The 17985-nt window shown below is 67.2% G+C and carries 15 protein-coding genes; 9 read left to right on the top strand and 6 right to left on the bottom strand.

Going from position 1 to position 17985, the window contains the following annotated elements:
• Positions 1-58 precede the first annotated feature (58 nt).
• From H7J86_RS08300 to H7J86_RS08280, 5 genes are all read left to right on the top strand, one after another.
• Positions 59-1240 (top strand): LLM class flavin-dependent oxidoreductase, encoded by a 1182-nt coding sequence (locus H7J86_RS08300; protein WP_267290354.1) that lies wholly within the window; start codon positions 59-61, stop codon positions 1238-1240.
• Positions 1237-3084 carry a flavin-containing monooxygenase gene (locus H7J86_RS08295; protein ID WP_267290352.1) on the top strand — a complete coding sequence of 616 codons (1848 nt, stop codon included), beginning with the start codon at positions 1237-1239 and terminating at the stop codon, positions 3082-3084. Before H7J86_RS08300 ends, H7J86_RS08295 begins: the two co-directional genes overlap by 4 nt.
• Positions 3081-3995 (top strand): SDR family NAD(P)-dependent oxidoreductase, encoded by a 915-nt coding sequence (locus H7J86_RS08290; protein WP_267290350.1) that lies wholly within the window; start codon positions 3081-3083, stop codon positions 3993-3995. The genes H7J86_RS08295 and H7J86_RS08290 overlap by 4 nt, the downstream gene beginning before the upstream one ends.
• Positions 3988-5136, top strand: a complete 1149-nt coding sequence (locus tag H7J86_RS08285; protein ID WP_090355986.1) for a CaiB/BaiF CoA transferase family protein — start codon at positions 3988-3990, stop codon at positions 5134-5136. Before H7J86_RS08290 ends, H7J86_RS08285 begins: the two co-directional genes overlap by 8 nt.
• A 220-nt stretch (positions 5137-5356) precedes the next feature.
• Positions 5357-6691: an HNH endonuclease signature motif containing protein gene (locus H7J86_RS08280; RefSeq protein WP_267290348.1), complete on the top strand. Its 1335-nt coding sequence runs from the start codon at positions 5357-5359 to the stop codon at positions 6689-6691.
• A 110-nt stretch (positions 6692-6801) separates the two neighbouring features.
• Here H7J86_RS08280 and htpG read toward each other — a convergent pair whose 3' ends face one another.
• Genes htpG through hglS form a run of 3 tightly spaced genes read right to left on the bottom strand, consistent with a single transcriptional unit; the run spans position 6802 to position 11480 of the window.
• Positions 6802-8715 carry a molecular chaperone HtpG gene (gene htpG, locus H7J86_RS08275; RefSeq protein WP_267290346.1) on the bottom strand — a complete coding sequence of 638 codons (1914 nt, stop codon included), beginning with the start codon at positions 8713-8715 and terminating at the stop codon, positions 6802-6804.
• A gap of 24 nt (positions 8716-8739) precedes the next feature.
• Positions 8740-10269 carry an L-piperidine-6-carboxylate dehydrogenase gene (amaB, locus tag H7J86_RS08270; protein ID WP_267290344.1) on the bottom strand — a complete coding sequence of 510 codons (1530 nt, stop codon included), beginning with the start codon at positions 10267-10269 and terminating at the stop codon, positions 8740-8742.
• A complete protein-coding gene (hglS, locus tag H7J86_RS08265; RefSeq protein WP_267290342.1) occupies positions 10266-11480 on the bottom strand; it encodes a 2-oxoadipate dioxygenase/decarboxylase in 1215 nt (404 codons plus the stop codon). The genes amaB and hglS overlap by 4 nt, the downstream gene beginning before the upstream one ends.
• 18 nt (positions 11481-11498) lie before the next feature.
• Here hglS and H7J86_RS08260 point away from each other — a divergent pair, with 18 nt between their 5' ends.
• Both H7J86_RS08260 and lat read left to right on the top strand, forming a co-directional pair.
• The gene (locus H7J86_RS08260) at positions 11499-11957 is read left to right on the top strand and encodes an Lrp/AsnC family transcriptional regulator (protein WP_167157357.1); all 459 of its coding nucleotides are present in this window, start codon (positions 11499-11501) and stop codon (positions 11955-11957) included.
• Positions 11958-12009: 52 nt separating this feature from the next.
• Complete coding sequence (lat, locus tag H7J86_RS08255) at positions 12010-13356, top strand: L-lysine 6-transaminase (RefSeq protein WP_267290340.1); 1347 nt, start codon at positions 12010-12012, stop codon at positions 13354-13356.
• A gap of 58 nt (positions 13357-13414) precedes the next feature.
• Here lat and H7J86_RS08250 read toward each other — a convergent pair whose 3' ends face one another.
• Positions 13415-14359, bottom strand: a complete 945-nt coding sequence (locus H7J86_RS08250; protein ID WP_267290338.1) for an NADP-dependent oxidoreductase — start codon at positions 14357-14359, stop codon at positions 13415-13417.
• A 133-nt stretch (positions 14360-14492) separates the two neighbouring features.
• On the opposite strand from H7J86_RS08250, the gene H7J86_RS08245 reads away from it, so the two are divergent.
• A complete protein-coding gene (locus H7J86_RS08245; protein WP_267290336.1) occupies positions 14493-15008 on the top strand; it encodes a MarR family winged helix-turn-helix transcriptional regulator in 516 nt (171 codons plus the stop codon).
• Here H7J86_RS08245 and H7J86_RS08240 read toward each other — a convergent pair.
• Positions 14984-16201 carry a citrate synthase gene (locus H7J86_RS08240; RefSeq protein ID WP_267290334.1) on the bottom strand — a complete coding sequence of 406 codons (1218 nt, stop codon included), beginning with the start codon at positions 16199-16201 and terminating at the stop codon, positions 14984-14986. The two genes, H7J86_RS08245 and H7J86_RS08240, sit on opposite strands and share 25 nt — an antisense overlap.
• A 96-nt stretch (positions 16202-16297) precedes the next feature.
• On the opposite strand from H7J86_RS08240, the gene H7J86_RS08235 reads away from it, so the two are divergent.
• Entirely contained in the window at positions 16298-17443 is a 1146-nt protein-coding gene (locus tag H7J86_RS08235; RefSeq protein ID WP_267290332.1) for a citrate/2-methylcitrate synthase, read from the top strand.
• Here H7J86_RS08235 and H7J86_RS08230 read toward each other — a convergent pair.
• Positions 17426-17959: a restriction endonuclease gene (locus H7J86_RS08230; protein WP_412973525.1), complete on the bottom strand. Its 534-nt coding sequence runs from the start codon at positions 17957-17959 to the stop codon at positions 17426-17428. The genes H7J86_RS08235 and H7J86_RS08230 overlap by 18 nt on opposite strands.
• Between the last annotated feature and the right edge of the window lie 26 nt (positions 17960-17985).

Below are 17985 nucleotides of genomic sequence, written 5' to 3'. Positions count from 1 at the left end.
GCTGACGCTCGCTCAGCGATCGCGAGCGCGCCGAAATCATGAGTAAGGAGAGATGATTATGAAGGTCAACCTCGGCACCGGTGCGCAGAACTCGCAGGACTGGGACCGGGTGATGGCGGGCGATTTCAATACCCCGCCCGTCACACCGGACTACCAATGCGTCCAGGCCGCGCTGGCGCTGGGTGATCTGGCCGAGCCGCTGGGGTTCGACGGCATCTGGTTCCCCGAGCACCAGGGCACGCCATACGGTATGACGCCCAACCCGATTCAGGCGCTCACCTACTTCGCCGGGCGTACCGAGCGAGTCAGCCTGGGCACCTTCGTGGCGGTCGCACCGTGGTGGAATCCGGTGCGGCTGGCGCATCAGATCGCCTACCTCGACATCGTCTCCAACGGCCGGTACAACACGATCGGTATCGGGCGCGGTGTGTCCAAGGCCGAGTTCGATGCCGTCGGGGTTCCTCGCGAGGAGAGCCGGCAGCGGTTCAACGAGACCCTGGACATCCTGGAGTTGGCGTTCTCCGGTGAGCGGTTCTCCTATGAGGGCGAGATCTTCTCGTTCCCGGAGATGTCGCTGCGCCCCGAGCCGATCAGCAAGGATCTGTTCTCCCGCATCTACAGCTCGTCCTCGACCGCCGAGTCGCTGGAGATCCTGTCGCGGCGCGGCATGGTGCCGCTGTTCGTCGGCAACAAGCCGATCTGGGATGCCGGGGAGGAGGTCCGCAAGGTCAACACCTTCCGCGCCGAAGAGGGTTTCGAGCCGTGTCAGCCCAAGAACGTGATGTTCATGTACGTCACCGAAAAGGAGGACGACAAGCTCGCCGCCCTGACCGAGCAGTGGATCTGGACGGCCAACCGGGACGTCAACGTCCACTATGGCTTCGCCGATGCATCGAACTTCAAGGGTGTCAAGGGGTATGAGGCCTACGCGGCGCGGGAGGCCACCGCCACCGCGGTGCTGGCCTCCGCGGTGACCGGTGACCAGAAGAAGGGCGGCCCGCCCGGATACCACGCCTCCAATCTGCTGATCGGTACGCCCGACGTGGTGTTCGAGAAACTCAAGGCCGCGCAGGAGGCGTGCTCGTTCTCCGAGGTGACCATCGTTCCGCAGTTCGGCACCATGCCGTACGAGGACGCTTTTGCGAGCACCAGGCTGTTCGCCAAGGAGGTGCTGCCCGCCGTGCACGAGTTGGCGGCACCGCTGCACGCCGCCGCCTTGCCGGAGGGCGCCACCGTATGACGACGATCGAAAACACCTGCGGGCCCACCGACACGCCCGCCGATATCGACATCCCGGCGATCCGCGAGAAGTACGCCGCCGAGCGGGCCAAGCGGCTGCGGTCCGAGGGGGCCGATCAATACCTTGAGCTGGAGGGCGATTTCGCCGAATTCTACGAGGTGGATCCGTACACGACGGTGGCCGAACGGGATCCGATCACCGAAGACGCCGACGTCGTGATCCTCGGCGGGGGCTTCGCCGGACTGCTGGCGGGGGCCTATCTGAAGAAGGCCGGGGTCGAGGGCATCCGCGTCATCGAGATGGCCGGTGACTTCGGTGGGGTGTGGTACTGGAATCGTTTCCCCGGAATCCAGTGCGACAACGACGCGTACTGTTATGTCCCGCTGCTGGAAGAACTCGACTTCATGCCGAGTAAGAAGTTCGCCGACGGCGCCGAGATATTCCAGCACTGCCGCAACATCGGTAAGCATTTCGGTCTCTACGACGGCGCGCTGTTCTCCACCCAGGTGCGTGAACTGCGTTGGGATGACGCAACGCGGCGCTGGCAGATCAGTACCGACCGCGGTGATGACATCCGGGCCCGCTTCGTGGTCATGGCGCAGGGTTCCTACAACCGCCCCAAGCTGCCGGGGATCCCCGGGATCAAAGACTTCGCCGGGCACGTCTTCCATTCCGCGCGCTGGGATTACGCGTACACCGGAGGTGACGCCGACGGCGGTCTGCACAAACTCGCGGACAAGCGCGTCGCCCTCGTCGGCACCGGTGCCACCGGCATCCAGCTGGTCCCGCACCTGGGCCGTGATGCCAAGCAGCTCTTCGTCTTCCAGCGGACGCCGTCATCGGTGGACGCCCGCTCCAACCCGCCCACCGATCCGGCCTGGGCCGCGTCCCTGCAGCCGGGCTGGCAGGAGGAACGCAAGCGCAACTTCCACAACTGGTCGCCGTTCGTCGGCGTGGTGTTCGGCGAACCAGATCTGGTGTGCGACTTCTGGACCGAGCTCGGTCGCAACCTGACCGCCCGGATCGCGGCCAGCGATGACCCGGCAGCGGTGACCATCGAACAGATCATGGCTTTCCGCGAGGAAGAGGACTACAAGATCATGGAGCGGCTGCGTCGCCGCGTCGCCGCGATCGTCGAGGATCCCGATACCGCCGAGGCTTTGAAGCCCTACTACCGCTTCATGTGCAAGCGGCCGACCTCCAGCGAGCACTATCTGGCTTCGTTCAACCGGCCCAACGTGACCCTGGTCGATGTGTCGGCATCCAAAGGTGTGGAACGGCTCACCGAGAAGGGGATCGTTGCCGGCGGTGTCGAATACGAGGTCGACTGCGTGATCTTCGCGAGCGGTTTCGAGATCTCCACCGAGATCAGCCGGCGGTTCGCGATCGACCGGATCGTGGGCCGCGACGGGCTGTCGCTGTTCGACCACTGGGCCGACGATTACCAGACACTGCACGGGATGACCAGCCGTGGCTTCCCCAACCAGTTCTTCATGGGCTTCATCCAGGGTGGGGTGTCGGCCAACACCACCGCCATGTTCGAACAGCAGGCCGAGCACATCGCCTACATCATCGCCCAGGCCCAGCACCGTGGCGCCACCATGGTCGAGCCGAGCCGGGAAGGGCAGGACGCCTGGGTGTCGACGGTCCGCGAACTGGCGATCGACAATTCGGCGTTCGAACTTTCCTGCACCCCTGGTTATTACAACAACGAGGGACGCGGGGGTGCGGAACGCAACGGATCGTTCCTCGGGGACTTCTACTCGCCCGGCTTCTATGCCTTCGATGATCTGATCGCCCAGTGGCGGGCCAAGGGTGACCTCGACGGGCTGGAACTCACGTGAGCGCTGCCCTGAGATTCGACGATCGTGTCGCCGTCATCACCGGCGGCGGCCGGGGTCTGGGCCGGGAGTACGCCCTGCTGCTGGCATCACGAGGTGCGAAGGTCATCGTCAACGATCCGGGCAGCAGCCTCACCGGCGACGGTTCCGACGGCACTCCCGCACAGCAGGTGGCCGATGAGATCGTCGCCGCCGGCGGGCAGGCCGTTGCCAACACCGATTCGGTGGTCACCATCGACGGCGGAAAGGCCATCATCGACAGCGCCATCCGGCACTTCGGCCGCATCGATATCCTCATCCACAACGCCGGCACCGTGCGCCGCGGATCGCTGAAGGAGTTGAGCCACCAGGACTTCGACGCCGTGCTGGACGTGCACCTGCGCGGTGCGTTTCACGTTGTCCGGCCGGCGTTTCCGATCATGTGTGCCGCCGGTTACGGCCGCATCGTGCTCACCTCGTCCATCGGCGGGCTCTATGGCAACCACAATGTGGCCAACTACGGGGTGGCCAAGGCCGGACTGATCGGACTGTCGAATGTGGCGGCCCTGGAAGGGGCCGCAGACGGTGTCCGGTGCAACGTGATCATCCCCAGTGCGGTCACCCGGATGGCCGAAGGCATCGACACCTCGGCGTACCCGCCGATGGGGCCCGAGCTGGTGGCCCCGACCGTCGGCTGGCTGGCCCACGAATCCTGCTCGGTGACCGGCGAGATGCTGGTCGCGATCGGCGGCCGGGTGGCCCGCGCCTTCATCGCCGAGAGTCCCGGGGTGTACCGCCCGTCGTGGACCATCGAGGATGTCGCCGACAATATCGACGGAATCCGCGATATGTCTGAGCCGGTGATCTTCCCGCCTGCGCCGGATGGGCATACCGACCACATCCGCTACAGCTTTGCGAAAGCGACCCATGGTTGACGGACCGCTGGCCGGGGTGCGGGTCATCGACCTCACCGCCATGGTGATGGGGCCGTATTGCACCCAGATCATGGCCGACATGGGCGCCGACGTGATCAAAGTGGAACCGCCGCAGGGGGATAACACCCGGTTCATCTCGGTGGGGCCGTCCCCGGGGATGAGCGGGGTGTTCGTCAACGTCAACCGCGGTAAACGGGCGATCGTGCTGGACCTGCAGAGCGACGACGGCAAAGCGGCGCTCCGCGGACTGATCGGGACTGCCGACGTCTTCATCCACTCGATGCGGGCCAAGGCGATCACCGCGCTGGGATTCGGCTACGCCGACGTCGTCGAGCTCAACCCGTCGATCGTCTACACCAACTGTTACGGCTACGGCCGGCGCGGCCCGAATGCGGACCGGCCCGCCTACGATGACACGATCCAGGCCGAGTGCGGATTGCCTGCGGTACAACAACAGTTGACCGGGGAAGCCGGCTACGTCGGGACCATCATGGCCGACAAAGTGGCCGGCCTGACGGCGCTCTACGCCACCACGATGGCGCTGTTCCACCGGGAACGCACCGGTGAGGGCCAGGAGGTGGAGGTCAGCATGTTCGAGACGATGGCCTCCTTCATGCTCGTCGAACACGCCAACGGCGCGATGTTCTCACCTCCGCTCGGGCCGGCCGTGTACCCGCGGGCCGTGGCGCCCAACCGGCGGCCCTATGAGACCAAAGACGGTCAGATCGCCGCGCTGATCTACAACGACAAGCACTGGCGCGGATTCGTCGACCGTGTCCAACCAGATTGGAACACAGGGGAGTTCGATACGTTGGAGCAGCGGGCACGCCAGATCGACACCGTGTACGGATTGGTGGCGCAGACGCTGAAGGAACGCACCACCGAGGAATGGCTCGGGCTGTTCCGGGACCTGGAGATCCCGGCTGCTCCGATCAACACCCTGGACGCGCTGTTCGACGACCCGCACCTCAACGCGGTCGGCCTGTTCGAGACGGTCGATACCCCACACGGGCCGGTGCGCTTTCCCGGCGTGCCCACCTGGTTCTCCCGGACGCCCGGGCGCGTTCAGGGACCGGCGCCCGAACTCGGTGCCGACACCGAGGCGGTACTGGCCGAACTGCAGGCGCTGCCTCGGCACTAGAACGTGTCCGCCGGAGATGACGCTTGCGCGGCATCCGCGCAAGGCGTAGCATCGAACATACGTTCGAGTTGATTGTTGCTCCCGATACCCGGTGAGCTTTGCCCGCGACTGTGTCGCTGAGAGGTTCGCTGGTCCCCGCGGGACTGTCCGAGCCGAATTGCCTTGTCGAGCCTGAATCGTCTGCCCGCGTGCACCTTTGCGAAAGGTTGGGGTATCCGGCATGGACGCCACCCATCTCGATGCCTTCGTCGATGCGCTCATCGATGACCTCACTGCGGCACCGCCGCCTGAGGAGGGCGCCGAGCGTACGCTGTTCGATCTGCTCGACCGTCCCCGGCGAGTGGTCGATGAACAGCCGGTGCTCGCCGTGCTGGCCGCCGCGGTCATCGCCCGGAACCTGTTCGACCATGTGATCGCGCAAGCGGCCGCGGCCGCTGAGCGTCTCGGGATCCCGGCGCGCCGGCACCTGCGCTCGGGAGCCGATCTGCTCACCAGCCTGGGGGTGGCCCCCTGCGCCGCGTACAGGGCTGTGCGGGTGGGGCGGGCAGCGCAGGCTTTGCCGGCCCTCACCCGGGTGCAGCGTCTGGGTGGGCTCGGTATCGAGTTCGCCGACGCGGTCGGCAAAGGAGTCGCACACATCAGTGCCAGGGTCGCGTTGTCCGATGAGGACAGGGCGAAGGTCGCCACATTGCTGATGATCCAGACCACGCCCGCGGAGGTGAGTAAGAAAGCCCGCGGGATCGCCATCGACAAAGCCTCGAGGCAACCGCAAGGAGAGGGGACGGTGCCGATCGCGGAGAACAGTGACCTCAATGAGATGACGCTGGTGCAGAACGACGATGGACGGGTCAGTGCCACCCTCGATCTCGATGTGCTGACCGGTGAGGAGCTGTTCGCGGCGCTGGACCCGTTGTGTCGGCCCGTGCCGCTGCCCGATGGATCACCGGACCCGCGGTCGACCGGCAGGCGGCGCGCGGACGCGTTCGGTCAGCTGGTGCGTGACTACCTGTCGAGCTCGCAGCGTCCGACCTCAGGTGGTGTGCTCCCGCACGTCACCCTGATCCGGCCGGCCGGGGCAGCGCGGGCGGGGGTGCCCGATGACGGGTGCGTGGACACCCTCGGTTTCACCGGGCCGGTCAGTGCCACCACGGCCGACCTGATCTCCTGTGACAGCTCTGTCGGATCGGTGATCGTGGACGACGTCGGCGCGCCGCTGGACGTGGGGCGCAGCGAGCGGCTGTTCCCGCCCAGGATTCGTAAAGCGTTGGCAGCACGCGACCGTGGCTGCGCGTTCCCCGGCTGCGGGAGGCCGGTGTCGTGGTGCGACGCCCACCATATCGAGCCGTGGGGCACTGGGGGCATCACCTGCCTCGACAACGGCGTGCTGTTCTGCCGATGCCACCACACCCTGATCCACCACAGCGAGTGGCAGGTCTACCTGGGCCCTGACCGCCACCCCTGGTTCATCCCACCCCACGATCCGGCCGGTCCCGAACCGCCGCACATGCGATCGCACGCACGACGGACCATGACCGATCTGCCCGCCGCCGCATAACCGAGTGGGGCGCACCTTGACAACTACACAGGGAATCGCACGAGCGGCGGGAGCCGGCGGAGATGACGCCGTCGGACCCGCCACGACGACGCACCGTCGTGCACGTCCGGCTAGAAGGTCTTGGCCAACCGGTCGGCGAGAATGGCAGCGAACCGCGCCGGATCGTCGAGGGAGCCGCCCTCGGCGAGAAGGGCTGTGCCGTAGAGCAACTCGGCCGTATCGCTGAGCCCGTCCTGTGACGAGGCCAAGGCGTCCCGCAGACCTGTGACGAGGGCGTGATCGGGGTTGATCTCCAGAATGCGCTTGCCGACGGGCACCTCCTGGCCGGAGGCGCGGTACATGCGCGCCAACTGCGGGGTGATACCGAAGGTGTCGGTGATCAGGCAGGCCGGCGACGAGGTCAGCCGAGTGGACAGCCGCACCTCCTTGACATGGTCGTCGAGCGTCTGCTGCAGCCAGGTCAGCAGATCGGCGAACTCGCTGCGGTCGGCGTCGGACTCGGCATCTCCGGAGCCGAGGTCGACTTCACCCTTGGCCACCGACTGCAGCGCCTTGCCCTGGAAGTCCGGCACCGACTCCACCCACACCTCGTCGACGGGGTCGGTGAGCAACAGCACTTCGTAGCCTTTGGCCTTGAACGCCTCCAGGTGCGGCGAGCTCTCCAGCAACCGGCGCGATTCGCCCGTCGCGTAGAAGATCTGCTCCTGGCCGTCTCGCATCCGGCTCACGTAGTCGGCCAGCGTCGTCGGGGTGTCCGGACTGAAGGTTGACGCGAACGACGACAGTCCCAGGACGGTCTCGCGGTTGTCGGGGTCGGAGAGCAGGCCCTCCTTGAACGCGCGCCCGAACTGGGTCCAGAAGGTCGCGTAGTCGTCGGGTCGGTTGGCCTGAAGGTCTTTGATCGCCGACAGCACCTTCTTGGTGAGGCTGCGCCGGATCACCTTGATCTGGCGGTCCTGCTGCAGGATCTCGCGAGACACGTTGAGAGACAAGTCCTGCGCGTCGACGACACCCTTGATGAACCGCAGATACTCGGGCATCAGCTCATCGCAGTCACCCATGATGAAGACGCGCTTGACGTACAACTGCACGCCGGTGTGCCCGTCCCGGTTGAACAGATCGAACGGCGCCTGCGAAGGGATGAACAACAGCGCCTGATACTCGAAGGTTCCCTCGGCCTTCATCGCGATGACATCGAGCGGCTCATCCCAGGCATGCGCGATGTGCCGGTAGAACTCCTTGTATTCCTCGTCGGAGACCTCGCTCTTGGGCTTGGCCCACAGCGCGGTGCGCGAGTTGATCGTCTCGGTTTCGACGGTGACGGTCGGCTCGGTGTTCTCCGCGCCCTCCTCCGTCGATGCCGGGACGGTCTTCTCGACCTCCATCCGGATCGGCCAGGAGATGAAGTCGGAGTACTTCTTGACCAGCTGCCGGATCTTCCACGGTGCGGTGTAGTCGTGCAGCTCGTCGTCGGCGTCCTCGGGCTTGAGGTGCAACGTGACCGACGTGCCCTGCGGGGCGTCGTCGACGGTGGCGATGGTGTAGGTGCCGTCACCGCTGGATTCCCACCGGGTGGCGGTGTTTTCGCCCGCCTTGCGGGTGAGCAGGTCGACCTTGTCGGCCACCATGAACGTCGAGTAGAACCCGACGCCGAACTGGCCGATCAGCTCTTCGGTGCTCTCGTTGGACTCCTGCAGCTTTCGCCGCATCTCGGCGGTGCCGGATTTGGCCAGGGTGCCGATCAGGTCGACGACCTCGTCGCGGGACATGCCTATGCCGTTGTCCCGGACGGTCAGCGTGCGCGCCGTCGAGTCGAGGTCCAGGTCGATGTGCAGATCGGTCGTGTCGACCTCGAGGTCCTTGTCCTGGTACGCCGCGAGCCGCAGCTTGTCCAGGGCGTCGGAGGCGTTCGACACCAGTTCCCGCAGAAACGAGTCCTTGTTGGAATAGATGGAGTGCACCATCAGCTGCAACAGCTGACGGGCCTCTGCCTGAAATTCCCGCTGTTCGACCTGATCGCTCACGCAGCCATAGTAAAACCGGCCGAGCTAGCCGAACTGCACCCCCTGGGCGAGCGGCAGATCGGATGAGTAGTTGACGGTGTTGGTGGCCCTGCGCATATAGGCCTTCCACGAATCTGAGCCGGACTCGCGGCCACCGCCGGTCTGCTTCTCCCCGCCGAACGCGCCGCCGATCTCGGCACCCGAAGTGCCGATGTTGACGTTGGCGATACCGCAGTCCGAGCCGTCGGCGGCCATGAACCGTTCCGCCTCCCGGATGTCGGTGGTGAAGATCGCCGAGGAAAGACCCTGCGGGACGGCATTGTTGAGCTCGATCGCCTCGTCGAGGGTGTCGTAGGTCAACACGTACAGGATGGGGGCGAAGGTCTCGTCGTGCACCACCGCGGTCTGGGCGGGCATCCGGACCACGGCCGGGCGCACATAGTACGAACCCTCACCCAGGTCCACGCGCTCGCCTCCGACCACCTCGCCGCCGTCGGCGCGGGCCTGTTCCAGCGCACCCACCATGTCGCGGTAGGCGCGCTCGTGCACCAGCGGGCCGACCAGCGTGCCGTCGGCCGCCGGATTCCCGACCGGCAGGGTGCGGTAGGCGGCGGTGATGCGGGTGATCAGCTCATCGGCCACCGAGCGGTGCGCGATGACCCGGCGCATGGTGGTGCAGCGCTGACCGGCCGTGCCGGCCGCGGAGAACACGATGCCGCGCAGGGCCAGATCCAGATCGGCCGACGGGGTGACGACGGCGGCGTTGTTGCCACCCAGTTCCAGCAGGACCTTGCCGAACCGCTGCGCGACCCGGGGGCCGACCTCGCGGCCCATCCGCACCGAGCCGGTGGCGCTGACCAGCGCGACCCTCGGATCGTCGACCAGCAGCTCGCCGATCTCCTTGCCGCCCTGGATCAGCCGGGAGATCTCGGTCGGCGCGCCGACATCGCGCGCGGCCCGCTCGATCAACGCCTGACACGCCACCGCGGTCAGCGGTGTCAGCTCTGAGGGCTTCCAGACCACGGTGTCACCGCAGACCAGCGCGACGGCGGTGTTCCACGCCCAGACCGCCACCGGGAAGTTGAAGGCCGTGATCACCCCGACCACCCCGAGCGGATGCCAGGTTTCCATCAGCCGGTGTCCGGGCCGTTCGGAGGCGATGGTCTTGCCGTACAGCTGTCGGGACAGACCGACCGCGAACTGGCAGATATCGATCATCTCCTGCACCTCGCCGAGCGCTTCGGAGGTGATCTTGCCGGCCTCGACGGTCACCAGGGTGGCGAGATCGGCTTTGTGCTCGACGAGCAGCTCACCGAGGCGGGCCACCACCTGGCCGCGTACCGGAGCCGGGGTGGTGCGCCAGGTGGCGAAGGCCTCGGCAGCGGCGGCGATCGCGGCGTGGGCCTCGGCCACCGGAGTGTCGGCAACGGTGAACAGCACATCACCGGTGATCGGGGTGCCGGCCGCCACGCCGGTTTCGGCCTCGACGAGATCGGCGCCGATGGCCTGTAGCGCCAGGCGTGCCCGGTCACGTAGCTCACCGGCGGTGGGCAGGGTCGATTGCATGGTGGTCATGATGCCGCCTTCTGGTAGAGGTCGTACGGGTCGTGGATGTGGTGGCCGATCGCCCCCGCCATCCAGTCGAGGCTGTATGGGCCGGTCGCCGCGGAATCGGAGACCGCGTCGCAGACCCGGACGTCCTCATCGACGTTGGAGCGGAAGATGCCCGCGGCCGATGCAGGTAGGAAGTCCTCGTAGACAACGGGTTTGGCCGGGTCGCCGCCGACGTAGTAGGCCAGTCCGGCCGCAGCCATCTCCGCGTCGGTGCCGGGGAAGTAATCGGTCCAGCGTGCCGGATCGGTGATGGCGGCGTCGTAGCGCTCCCGCCCGAGCGGGGTGAGGGCCACCCCGCGCGCCTCGACCTCACCGAAGCGCACCCGCAGCGCGCCGTCGAACTCCACACCGTCGGCGCCGCGGAACCGGCGCGGTTCGGCCAGCGCCCGGAATGACGTCTGCCGCAGCAGAACCGCGGGGCCCTCGGTGCGTGGCGGTCCTTGGATGGCGTCGATCATGGTGATGCCGCGGGCGGTCATCCGCCGGTACAACTCGTCGATATCGAGGACGCGGGGTGTGAGGTGGTTGATGTGGGTGGTGGTGACACCGGCGATATCGGCGGCCACGGCGGAGACCTCGGCGAGCTCGTCGTACCAGCCCTTGTCGATGGGGGAGCGGGACAGGGCGAACGCGGCGGTGGCGCGGCGCACGAAGTCGCGGGCCTCCTCGTCGTCGCGCGCACCACCGGCGTCGGCGATGCGACGGGCGTCGGCGATCAGGTCGGGTGCGAACAGCTGTCGCCGCTCGATGAATCGGTCCACCCTGGCCCGCAGGCTGGAGTCGAAGAACCTGGCGTCGGCGGTGGCGAGCATCGAGGTGAACACCCGGAAGGGATTGCGCTCCAGCTGGTCTGCCTCGATGGGCCGGAAGGCGGTCGAGACCACCGGCACCGGTGAGGCGGCCTCGCGCAGATCGTAGTACCCGACGGGGTACATCCCGAATACGGCGAAAAGGTCGGCGACATCCGCCATCTCGGCAGCATTGCCCACTCGGATGGCGCCGTGGCGTTCCGCGGTCACCCGGTCCAGCGATCCCCACCGTCCATCGTCCGCGTGCTCCCGGTTCACCTCGGTGCTGACCTGCACCAGGGTGGTGTAGGCCGGGACCTCGGTGCCGTACATCTGTGACAGGGCTGCGGCGAATGCGGCGCGTAGCTGCGATGTCTCGATCATGCGCGGTAGGGTCCGGCCATGGCCGATGCCGACCACCTCGACGATATTGACCGCGCGCTGGTGCGGGAGTTGATCACGGACGGACGAGCGACGCTGGCGCATCTCGCGGCGACGGCGGGATTGTCGGTGTCTGCGGTGCAGGCCCGAGTGCGGCGGCTGGAGTCACGCGGCGTGATCACCGGGTACGCGGCGCGCATCGATCCCGAAACAGTCGGCAACATGCTGTCGGCGTTCGTGGCCATCACCCCTCTCGATCCTTCTCAACCCGATGATGCGCCCGCCCGCCTGGAACACATACCCGAGATCGCGTCGTGTCACTCGGTCGCGGGCGAGGAGAGCTACATCCTGCTCGTGCGGGTGGGTTCGCCGCGAGGGCTGGAAGACCTGCTGCAACAGATCCGGACAGCGGCCAACGTGCGCACCCGCAGCACGATCATCCTACAGACATTTTACGAAGGACGCGAGTATCTACCGTAGATATTCCTGTTGTCGATGGCGTAGACCGTAAATATCGCGTTAGGATGCGGGCATGACTGCTGTCCTGCCCGACCGTGACGTGACCGTGCCCGCCTCTGAGGTGCCCGCCGCTGAGGTGTCCGCCCACGAGGTACCTGCCGTCCTGAGCCGCAGCATCCTGGCCGACGGCTTCGATTTCGTGCTCGACACCGAACAATCGCGCGGCTCCTACCTGGTCGATGCCCGCACCGGCGACCGCTACCTGGACATGTTCACGTTCTTCGCGTCCTCGGCGCTGGGGATGAACCATCCGGCGCTGACCACCCCGGAGTCGCGTGCCGAACTGGGCGCCATCGCGGTCAACAAGCCGAGCAACTCCGATATCTACACCGTCACCATGGCCCGGTTCGTCGATACGTTCACCAGGGTGCTCGGCGACCCGGCACTGCCGCACCTGTTCTTCATCGACGGGGGAGCCCTGGCGGTGGAGAACGCGCTGAAGGTGGCCTTCGATTGGAAGAGCCGGCGCAACGAGTCACGGGGACTGGCCGCGCCGGGTTCCCGCGTACTGCACCTGCGCGGCGCCTTCCACGGCCGCAGCGGCTACACGATGTCGCTGACCAACACCGATCCGAACAAGGTCGCGCGGTTCCCGAAGTTCGACTGGCCGCGCATCGATGCGCCGTACCTGCGCCCGGGAGCAGATCCCGTTGCGCTGGAGGCGGAATCGCTGCGGCAGGCGCGCGCCGCGTTCGAGGCGTACCCGGACGATATCGCCTGTTTCATCGCCGAGCCCATCCAGGGCGAGGGCGGTGATCGGCATATCCGCCCCGAGTTCTTCGCCGCCATGCGGGCACTATGCGACGAGTTCGACGCGCTGCTCATCTTCGATGAGGTGCAGACGGGTTGCGGGATGACCGGAACCGCCTGGGCCTACCAGCAATTGGGTGTGCGCCCGGATGTGGTGGCGTTCGGTAAGAAAACGCAGGTGTGCGGCCTGATGGCCGGTGGCCGCGTCGACGACGTGCCCGACAACGTGTTCGCGGTGAGTTCGCGGATCAACTCCACCTGGGGTGGCAATCTCACCGATATGGTCCGTTCCCGGCGCATCCTGGAGGTCATTGAAGCCGACCACCTGATGCGCAACGCAAGGGTGCTCGGCGACCACCTGCTGGACCGCTTGCGCGACCTCGCATCCGAGTTCCCCGCTCTGGTGCGCGATCCGCGCGGTCGTGGGCTGATGTGCGCGTTCAGTATGCCGTCGACTGCCGCGCGCGACGCGTTGGTGAGCCGGTTGTGGGACCGGCACGTGATCATGTTGCCCAGTGGCGTGGATTCGGTGCGCTTCCGGCCGGCGCTCACGGTGTCCCGAGACGAGCTCGACGCCGCGGTGGACGCGGTCGGGGACGCATTGCGGTGACGACGCTGTCCCGCCGAAGTCCGGCGGGACAGCTTGGGAAACTGGTTGATCGGCAACGTCACGACCCGGGCGGGACGAGGATCGTCTTGCCGGGCAGGCGATCGGCGTCGGAGTCGTCGTGTACGGCTGCGACATCGGTCAACGGCCGGCGGTCGGCCACCTCGATCGCCAGCGTGCCGGTGTCGACGCGATGGACCAGGCCGGCCAGCTGCGCCGCGTCGCTGCGGACGAACACCCGCTGCGTGCGCACACCCCGCGCGGGATGCTCGGGGCCGGAGGCCATGGTGCCGACATGGACCCCGCCGTCGACGACGAGCCCGATCAGAGCCTCGGTGTCCGCCGCCGTGGTGCTCACCAGGTTGAGCACCACATCGAACGGCGCCCCAGTGACGGCCGGCGGTGTGCTCGCGTAATCGATGCGGTCGATGATCCGGTCCGCCCCGTAACGGCGCAGACGGCTTGCGCTACGTGCGGAGGCGGTCGCGGTGACGATCGCGCCGGCTCGCTTGGCCAGCTGCACCGCGTAACCGCCGACCGCTCCGCCTGCGCCGTTGATCAGGATTGTCTGCCCGGCTGTCAGTTCGGCGATCTCGAACAACGCCTGCCATGCCGTCAAACCGACGGTGGGCAGCGCAGCGGAGTCGGCCAGCGCGACGGTCCGGGGTGCCGCGGTCAGCACCTCGGCCGGTGCTCGCACGTACTCCGCGGCCGCGCCGTCGCCGTCCAGCGGCAGCAGTCCCACCACGGTGTCTCCGATGTGCCATCCGGAGACACCCGCGCCGACCTCGGCGATCGTGCCCGCCACATCAATGCCGGGCGTGTGCGGAAACGTGATGTCGTACACGTCCGAGAGATAGCCTCCGCGGATGCCCGCGTCGACCGGGTTGAACGATGTCGCAGCGACCCGTACCAGGACCTGGCCGGGGGCCGGAGTCGGTTGCAGCACCTCCTCGTACCGCAGGACGTCGCTGTCGCCGTAACGGTGGTAGGTCACAGCCTTCATGTTGTCTCCTCTTCACAGTTGCTTCGAATTCGAAGCAGTTACGTGAGCTTCAACTTACTTCGATATCGAAGCATTCCCGCGAGGATGTGACCTCCGTCGCACTGCTTCGACTTCGAAGCAGTACCATCGCGTGATGGCGGATTCCCTCAAGCCCGCGCAGATGCGTACCTACTTCGCACTCACTGAAGCAGCGGGTCTCCTCGAATATGCAGTGCGGCAACAGCTTCAGGCTGAGGGCGGCCTCAGTTACGTGCAGTTCGAGATCCTGGCCAAACTCGTCGACGCGGAGCATCCGCTCACCATGACCGATCTGGCCGACGGCGTGGTGTACAGCCGGTCCGGCCTCACACACCAAGCCAGGCTCCTAGAAGAGGCCGGTCTCATCATCCGCAAGCCCAGCCCCTCGGACCAGCGCGCCACCATCGTCGAGATCACCAGGTCGGGCCGTGCACGAGTGAAAAAGGTGTTGCCCGGCCACATCGAGGTGGTGCGCGATCTGCTGTACGGATCGCTTTCGGACGCGGATGTGCACACCCTGGGTGAGCTCATGAGCCGCATCCGCGATCACATGCGCGCCCTGCCGCCGCGTTCGGCGGTATCCCGCAAGCACCGCGACGGTACGGATCAGCCCGACCGCTTCCCGACGTAGACCCCCTCGGGCCTGAATCGCAGCATCGGTTCTTCGTACTCTTCGAGGGCATGCGCCACCCAGCCCACGATCCGCGCGATACCGAAGACGGTCTCCGGGGCATCGGCGGGCATCCGGAACTGCACTGCCATCGCCGCCAGCGCCAGGTCGGAGTTCACGAAATCTGTGGACGCCGCGATGGTGTCGACGGCGGCGCGGACCCGCTCCCCGCCGCCGGCGCGCTCCAGGAGGCCGAGCAGCGCCCCGGCCCGTGGATCGTGATCGCGGTAGATGCGGTGGCCGGTACCGGGGATGCGCTCGCCGGCACGCAGACTGGCAGCCACCGCACCCACCGGATCATCCACGGCGCCAATCAGATAACGATAGGCGGCGGTGGCAGCCCCGCCGTGCATGGGACCGTCCAGAGTCGCCAGCCCCGCCGCGACCACCGAATAGACTCCGGCCCGCGCGCTCGCGGCGACCCGGGCCGCGACGGTGCTGGCCGCGAGATCGTGGTCGGCCAGCAACACCAGGGCCGCGTTGAGCACCGCCACCCGGCGCGGTGTGGGAGACAGCGGGGAGAGCTTGGGCCACAGCCGTTTTGCGTACGAACCCGTGCCGACGGAACTCGACCCCGGTGGCAGCGCCGTGGCCACGGCCTCCAGGATCTGCATCGCCTTGGTGGTGACCGCCTCGGGAGTGCGTTGATACCGCATCGGATCCGCGGCGCCCGCCAGATCCACCGCGATCCGCACGGCATCCAGCCGGGTGGCGGTGCTCGGCAATGCCGCTCGCAGATGGGCTGTCGCGTCCTGGTCCAGCGGGGGGTGTTGTGGTGGCACCTCGTGCTCCCACAACAACCGGGCGACATCCAGGAAGTCCGCGGTCACCAGCTCGCGCGCGGGCCGGCCGCGGTAGCACAACTCGTCCCCGGACAGTGAGGTGATCTGGGTGCGGATCCGCTCGACCGCACCGGCCGGCGGCCGAGGCCGGGCACCCTCCCGGGTGAGGGATTCCACCTCGTCGACCGCGAACACGCTGCCGCGCACCCCTTCGATGCGCACGCTGTGGAGCCGGCCGCGGCTGACGTAGGCGTACACCGACTCGGGTTTGATCCCGAGCACCTTGGCGACTTGGGCGGTGGTCAGGTAGTCGTGTCCGTCGTGGTCGATCGCGGCGGGCCAACGGCGGGTGTGACGCCGGGGTGGTGCCATCGCGTCCTCGCTTCACATTGATCAGATCAACATTGACTGTGATCAAGAGTAAGCCGAATGTGGTTGTACTGCTTGAACAGCCAGGAGGTTGCACCCATGTCTGACGCCCTCATCGAGGCCGCGCCGGGATTGGCGAATGTCGTGGTCGCCGACACCGCGATCGGCGACGTCCGTGGTGACGAGGGTTTCTACCATTACGGCCCGTACCCGGCCGTCGAACTGGCGATGACGCGCAGCTTCGAGGATGTGTGGTTCCTCTTCGTGTACGGCCGACTGCCGTCAACCGGCGAGTCCGCCGACTTCGCCGCGCGCACCTGCACCTTGCGCGCCATCCCGTCCGACGTCACCGCGATGCTGCGGATGGTGGCACTCGGTGGTGCCGAGGAGCATCCGCTGGCAGGCCTGCGCACGGTGTTGTCCGCGGTCGCGACGGCGTACGACCTGCCACCGATCTGGGATATCGACGAGGACGCCCGCCGCGACCACGCCGTGCTGCTGTCGGCGATCACGCCCACGGTGCTGGCAGCGCTGCACCGCATCCGGCAGGGCTTGGAGCCCGTCGACCCGGACCCCGCCCTGCCGGTCGCAGCCCACTGGCTCTATCTGCTCACCGGACGGCGACCGGCGCCCGAACATGCCCGCGCCGTCGAGCAGTACCTCATCGCGACGGTGGACCACGGTTTCAACGCCTCGACCTTCACTGCCAGGGTGGTGGCCTCGACGGGTGCGGACGTCGCCTCCGCCCTCTGCGCCGCGCTGGGCTCGTTCTCCGGTCCGCTGCACGGCGGGGCCCCGGACCGGGCGCTGGACGCCCTCGATGCCATCGGGGACCCGACGAACGCCGCTGCGTGGGCCCAGGCCGCTCTGGACCGAGGTGAACGCATCATGGGTTTCGGGCACGCCGTCTACCGCACCGCGGATCCGCGTGCGGAACTGCTGAAATCGATCGCGCTCGGGCTGGGTGGGGATCTGGTCGAGCGCGCCGTGCGGGTCGAGGACGCGGTGACATCCGTGCTGGCGCAGCGGCGGCAGGGCCGTCCGCTGCGGGCTAACGTCGAGTTCTACGCCGGGGTGGTGATGGAACTGTGCGGCATACCGCGGGCGATGTTCACCCCCACCTTCGCCGTGAGCCGGGTGGTCGGCTGGTCCGCGCACATCCTGGAACAGGCGCAGTCGCGCAAGATCATCCGGCCCCGGGCCCGCTATATCGGGCCCGAACCCCACTCAGGGCTGCTCCAGTAGCCGGCGGATGGTGGACCTCAACCTGGGTAACTCCGCGCCCCCGACCAGTGTGCAGTCGTGCAGTTCGGCGAGTTTGCGTGCGGCCGGCGTGAATTCGTGATTCGTCACCACCATGGTGTGGGTGCAGTCCTGCATGGGGGCGCCGGCCACCACCTCCTGGATGGCGCCGGTACCCACCGGGCGGGCCTGTCGTTTGCATTGGACGGCAAGGCGATTCGGTCGCTTTCCGACGATGAGGTCGACGCCCCAGTCGCCGGTCAGGGAGGTCATGATCACCGGGACACCACACGAGCGGGCGATACGGGCGATGTGGTCCTCGAACTCGGTACCCGACATACCGGCGACCGGATCCTCGTGCTCGGACGGCGTGCGCAGCCCGCGAAGGGCACCTATCAGGAAATGCGGCGCCGCGACGGCGACGACAGCGGCGACCAGACTCCACGGCATACCCGCGCCGAGCAGGTACGCCGTCAGCCCGGCGGCCAGTCCCAGCACCACATACACCCGCACCGTCACGCCGGCAGCCTAGCGGCGGGAACCGA

Source organism: Mycobacterium hackensackense, from assembly GCF_025822555.1.
GTDB classification, from domain to species: domain Bacteria; phylum Actinomycetota; class Actinomycetes; order Mycobacteriales; family Mycobacteriaceae; genus Mycobacterium; species Mycobacterium fluoranthenivorans.
Note: the sequence above shows the minus strand (reverse complement) of the source record. Positions and strands in the feature narration are given on the sequence as shown.

Coding starts and splice junctions, on each gene's coding strand:
- hglS (WP_267290342.1), bottom strand. CDS start 11,480: ATGATCGAGACATCGCAGCTACGCGCCGCATTCGCCGCAGCCCTGTCA.
- H7J86_RS08280 (WP_267290348.1), top strand. CDS start 5,357: ATGGACGCCACCCATCTCGATGCCTTCGTCGATGCGCTCATCGATGAC.
- H7J86_RS08240 (WP_267290334.1), bottom strand. CDS start 16,201: ATGGCACCACCCCGGCGTCACACCCGCCGTTGGCCCGCCGCGATCGAC.
- H7J86_RS08235 (WP_267290332.1), top strand. CDS start 16,298: ATGTCTGACGCCCTCATCGAGGCCGCGCCGGGATTGGCGAATGTCGTG.
- H7J86_RS08245 (WP_267290336.1), top strand. CDS start 14,493: ATGGCGGATTCCCTCAAGCCCGCGCAGATGCGTACCTACTTCGCACTC.
- lat (WP_267290340.1), top strand. CDS start 12,010: ATGACTGCTGTCCTGCCCGACCGTGACGTGACCGTGCCCGCCTCTGAG.
- H7J86_RS08250 (WP_267290338.1), bottom strand. CDS start 14,359: ATGAAGGCTGTGACCTACCACCGTTACGGCGACAGCGACGTCCTGCGG.
- amaB (WP_267290344.1), bottom strand. CDS start 10,269: ATGACCACCATGCAATCGACCCTGCCCACCGCCGGTGAGCTACGTGAC.
- H7J86_RS08295 (WP_267290352.1), top strand. CDS start 1,237: ATGACGACGATCGAAAACACCTGCGGGCCCACCGACACGCCCGCCGAT.
- H7J86_RS08260 (WP_167157357.1), top strand. CDS start 11,499: ATGGCCGATGCCGACCACCTCGACGATATTGACCGCGCGCTGGTGCGG.
- H7J86_RS08300 (WP_267290354.1), top strand. CDS start 59: ATGAAGGTCAACCTCGGCACCGGTGCGCAGAACTCGCAGGACTGGGAC.
- H7J86_RS08285 (WP_090355986.1), top strand. CDS start 3,988: ATGGTTGACGGACCGCTGGCCGGGGTGCGGGTCATCGACCTCACCGCC.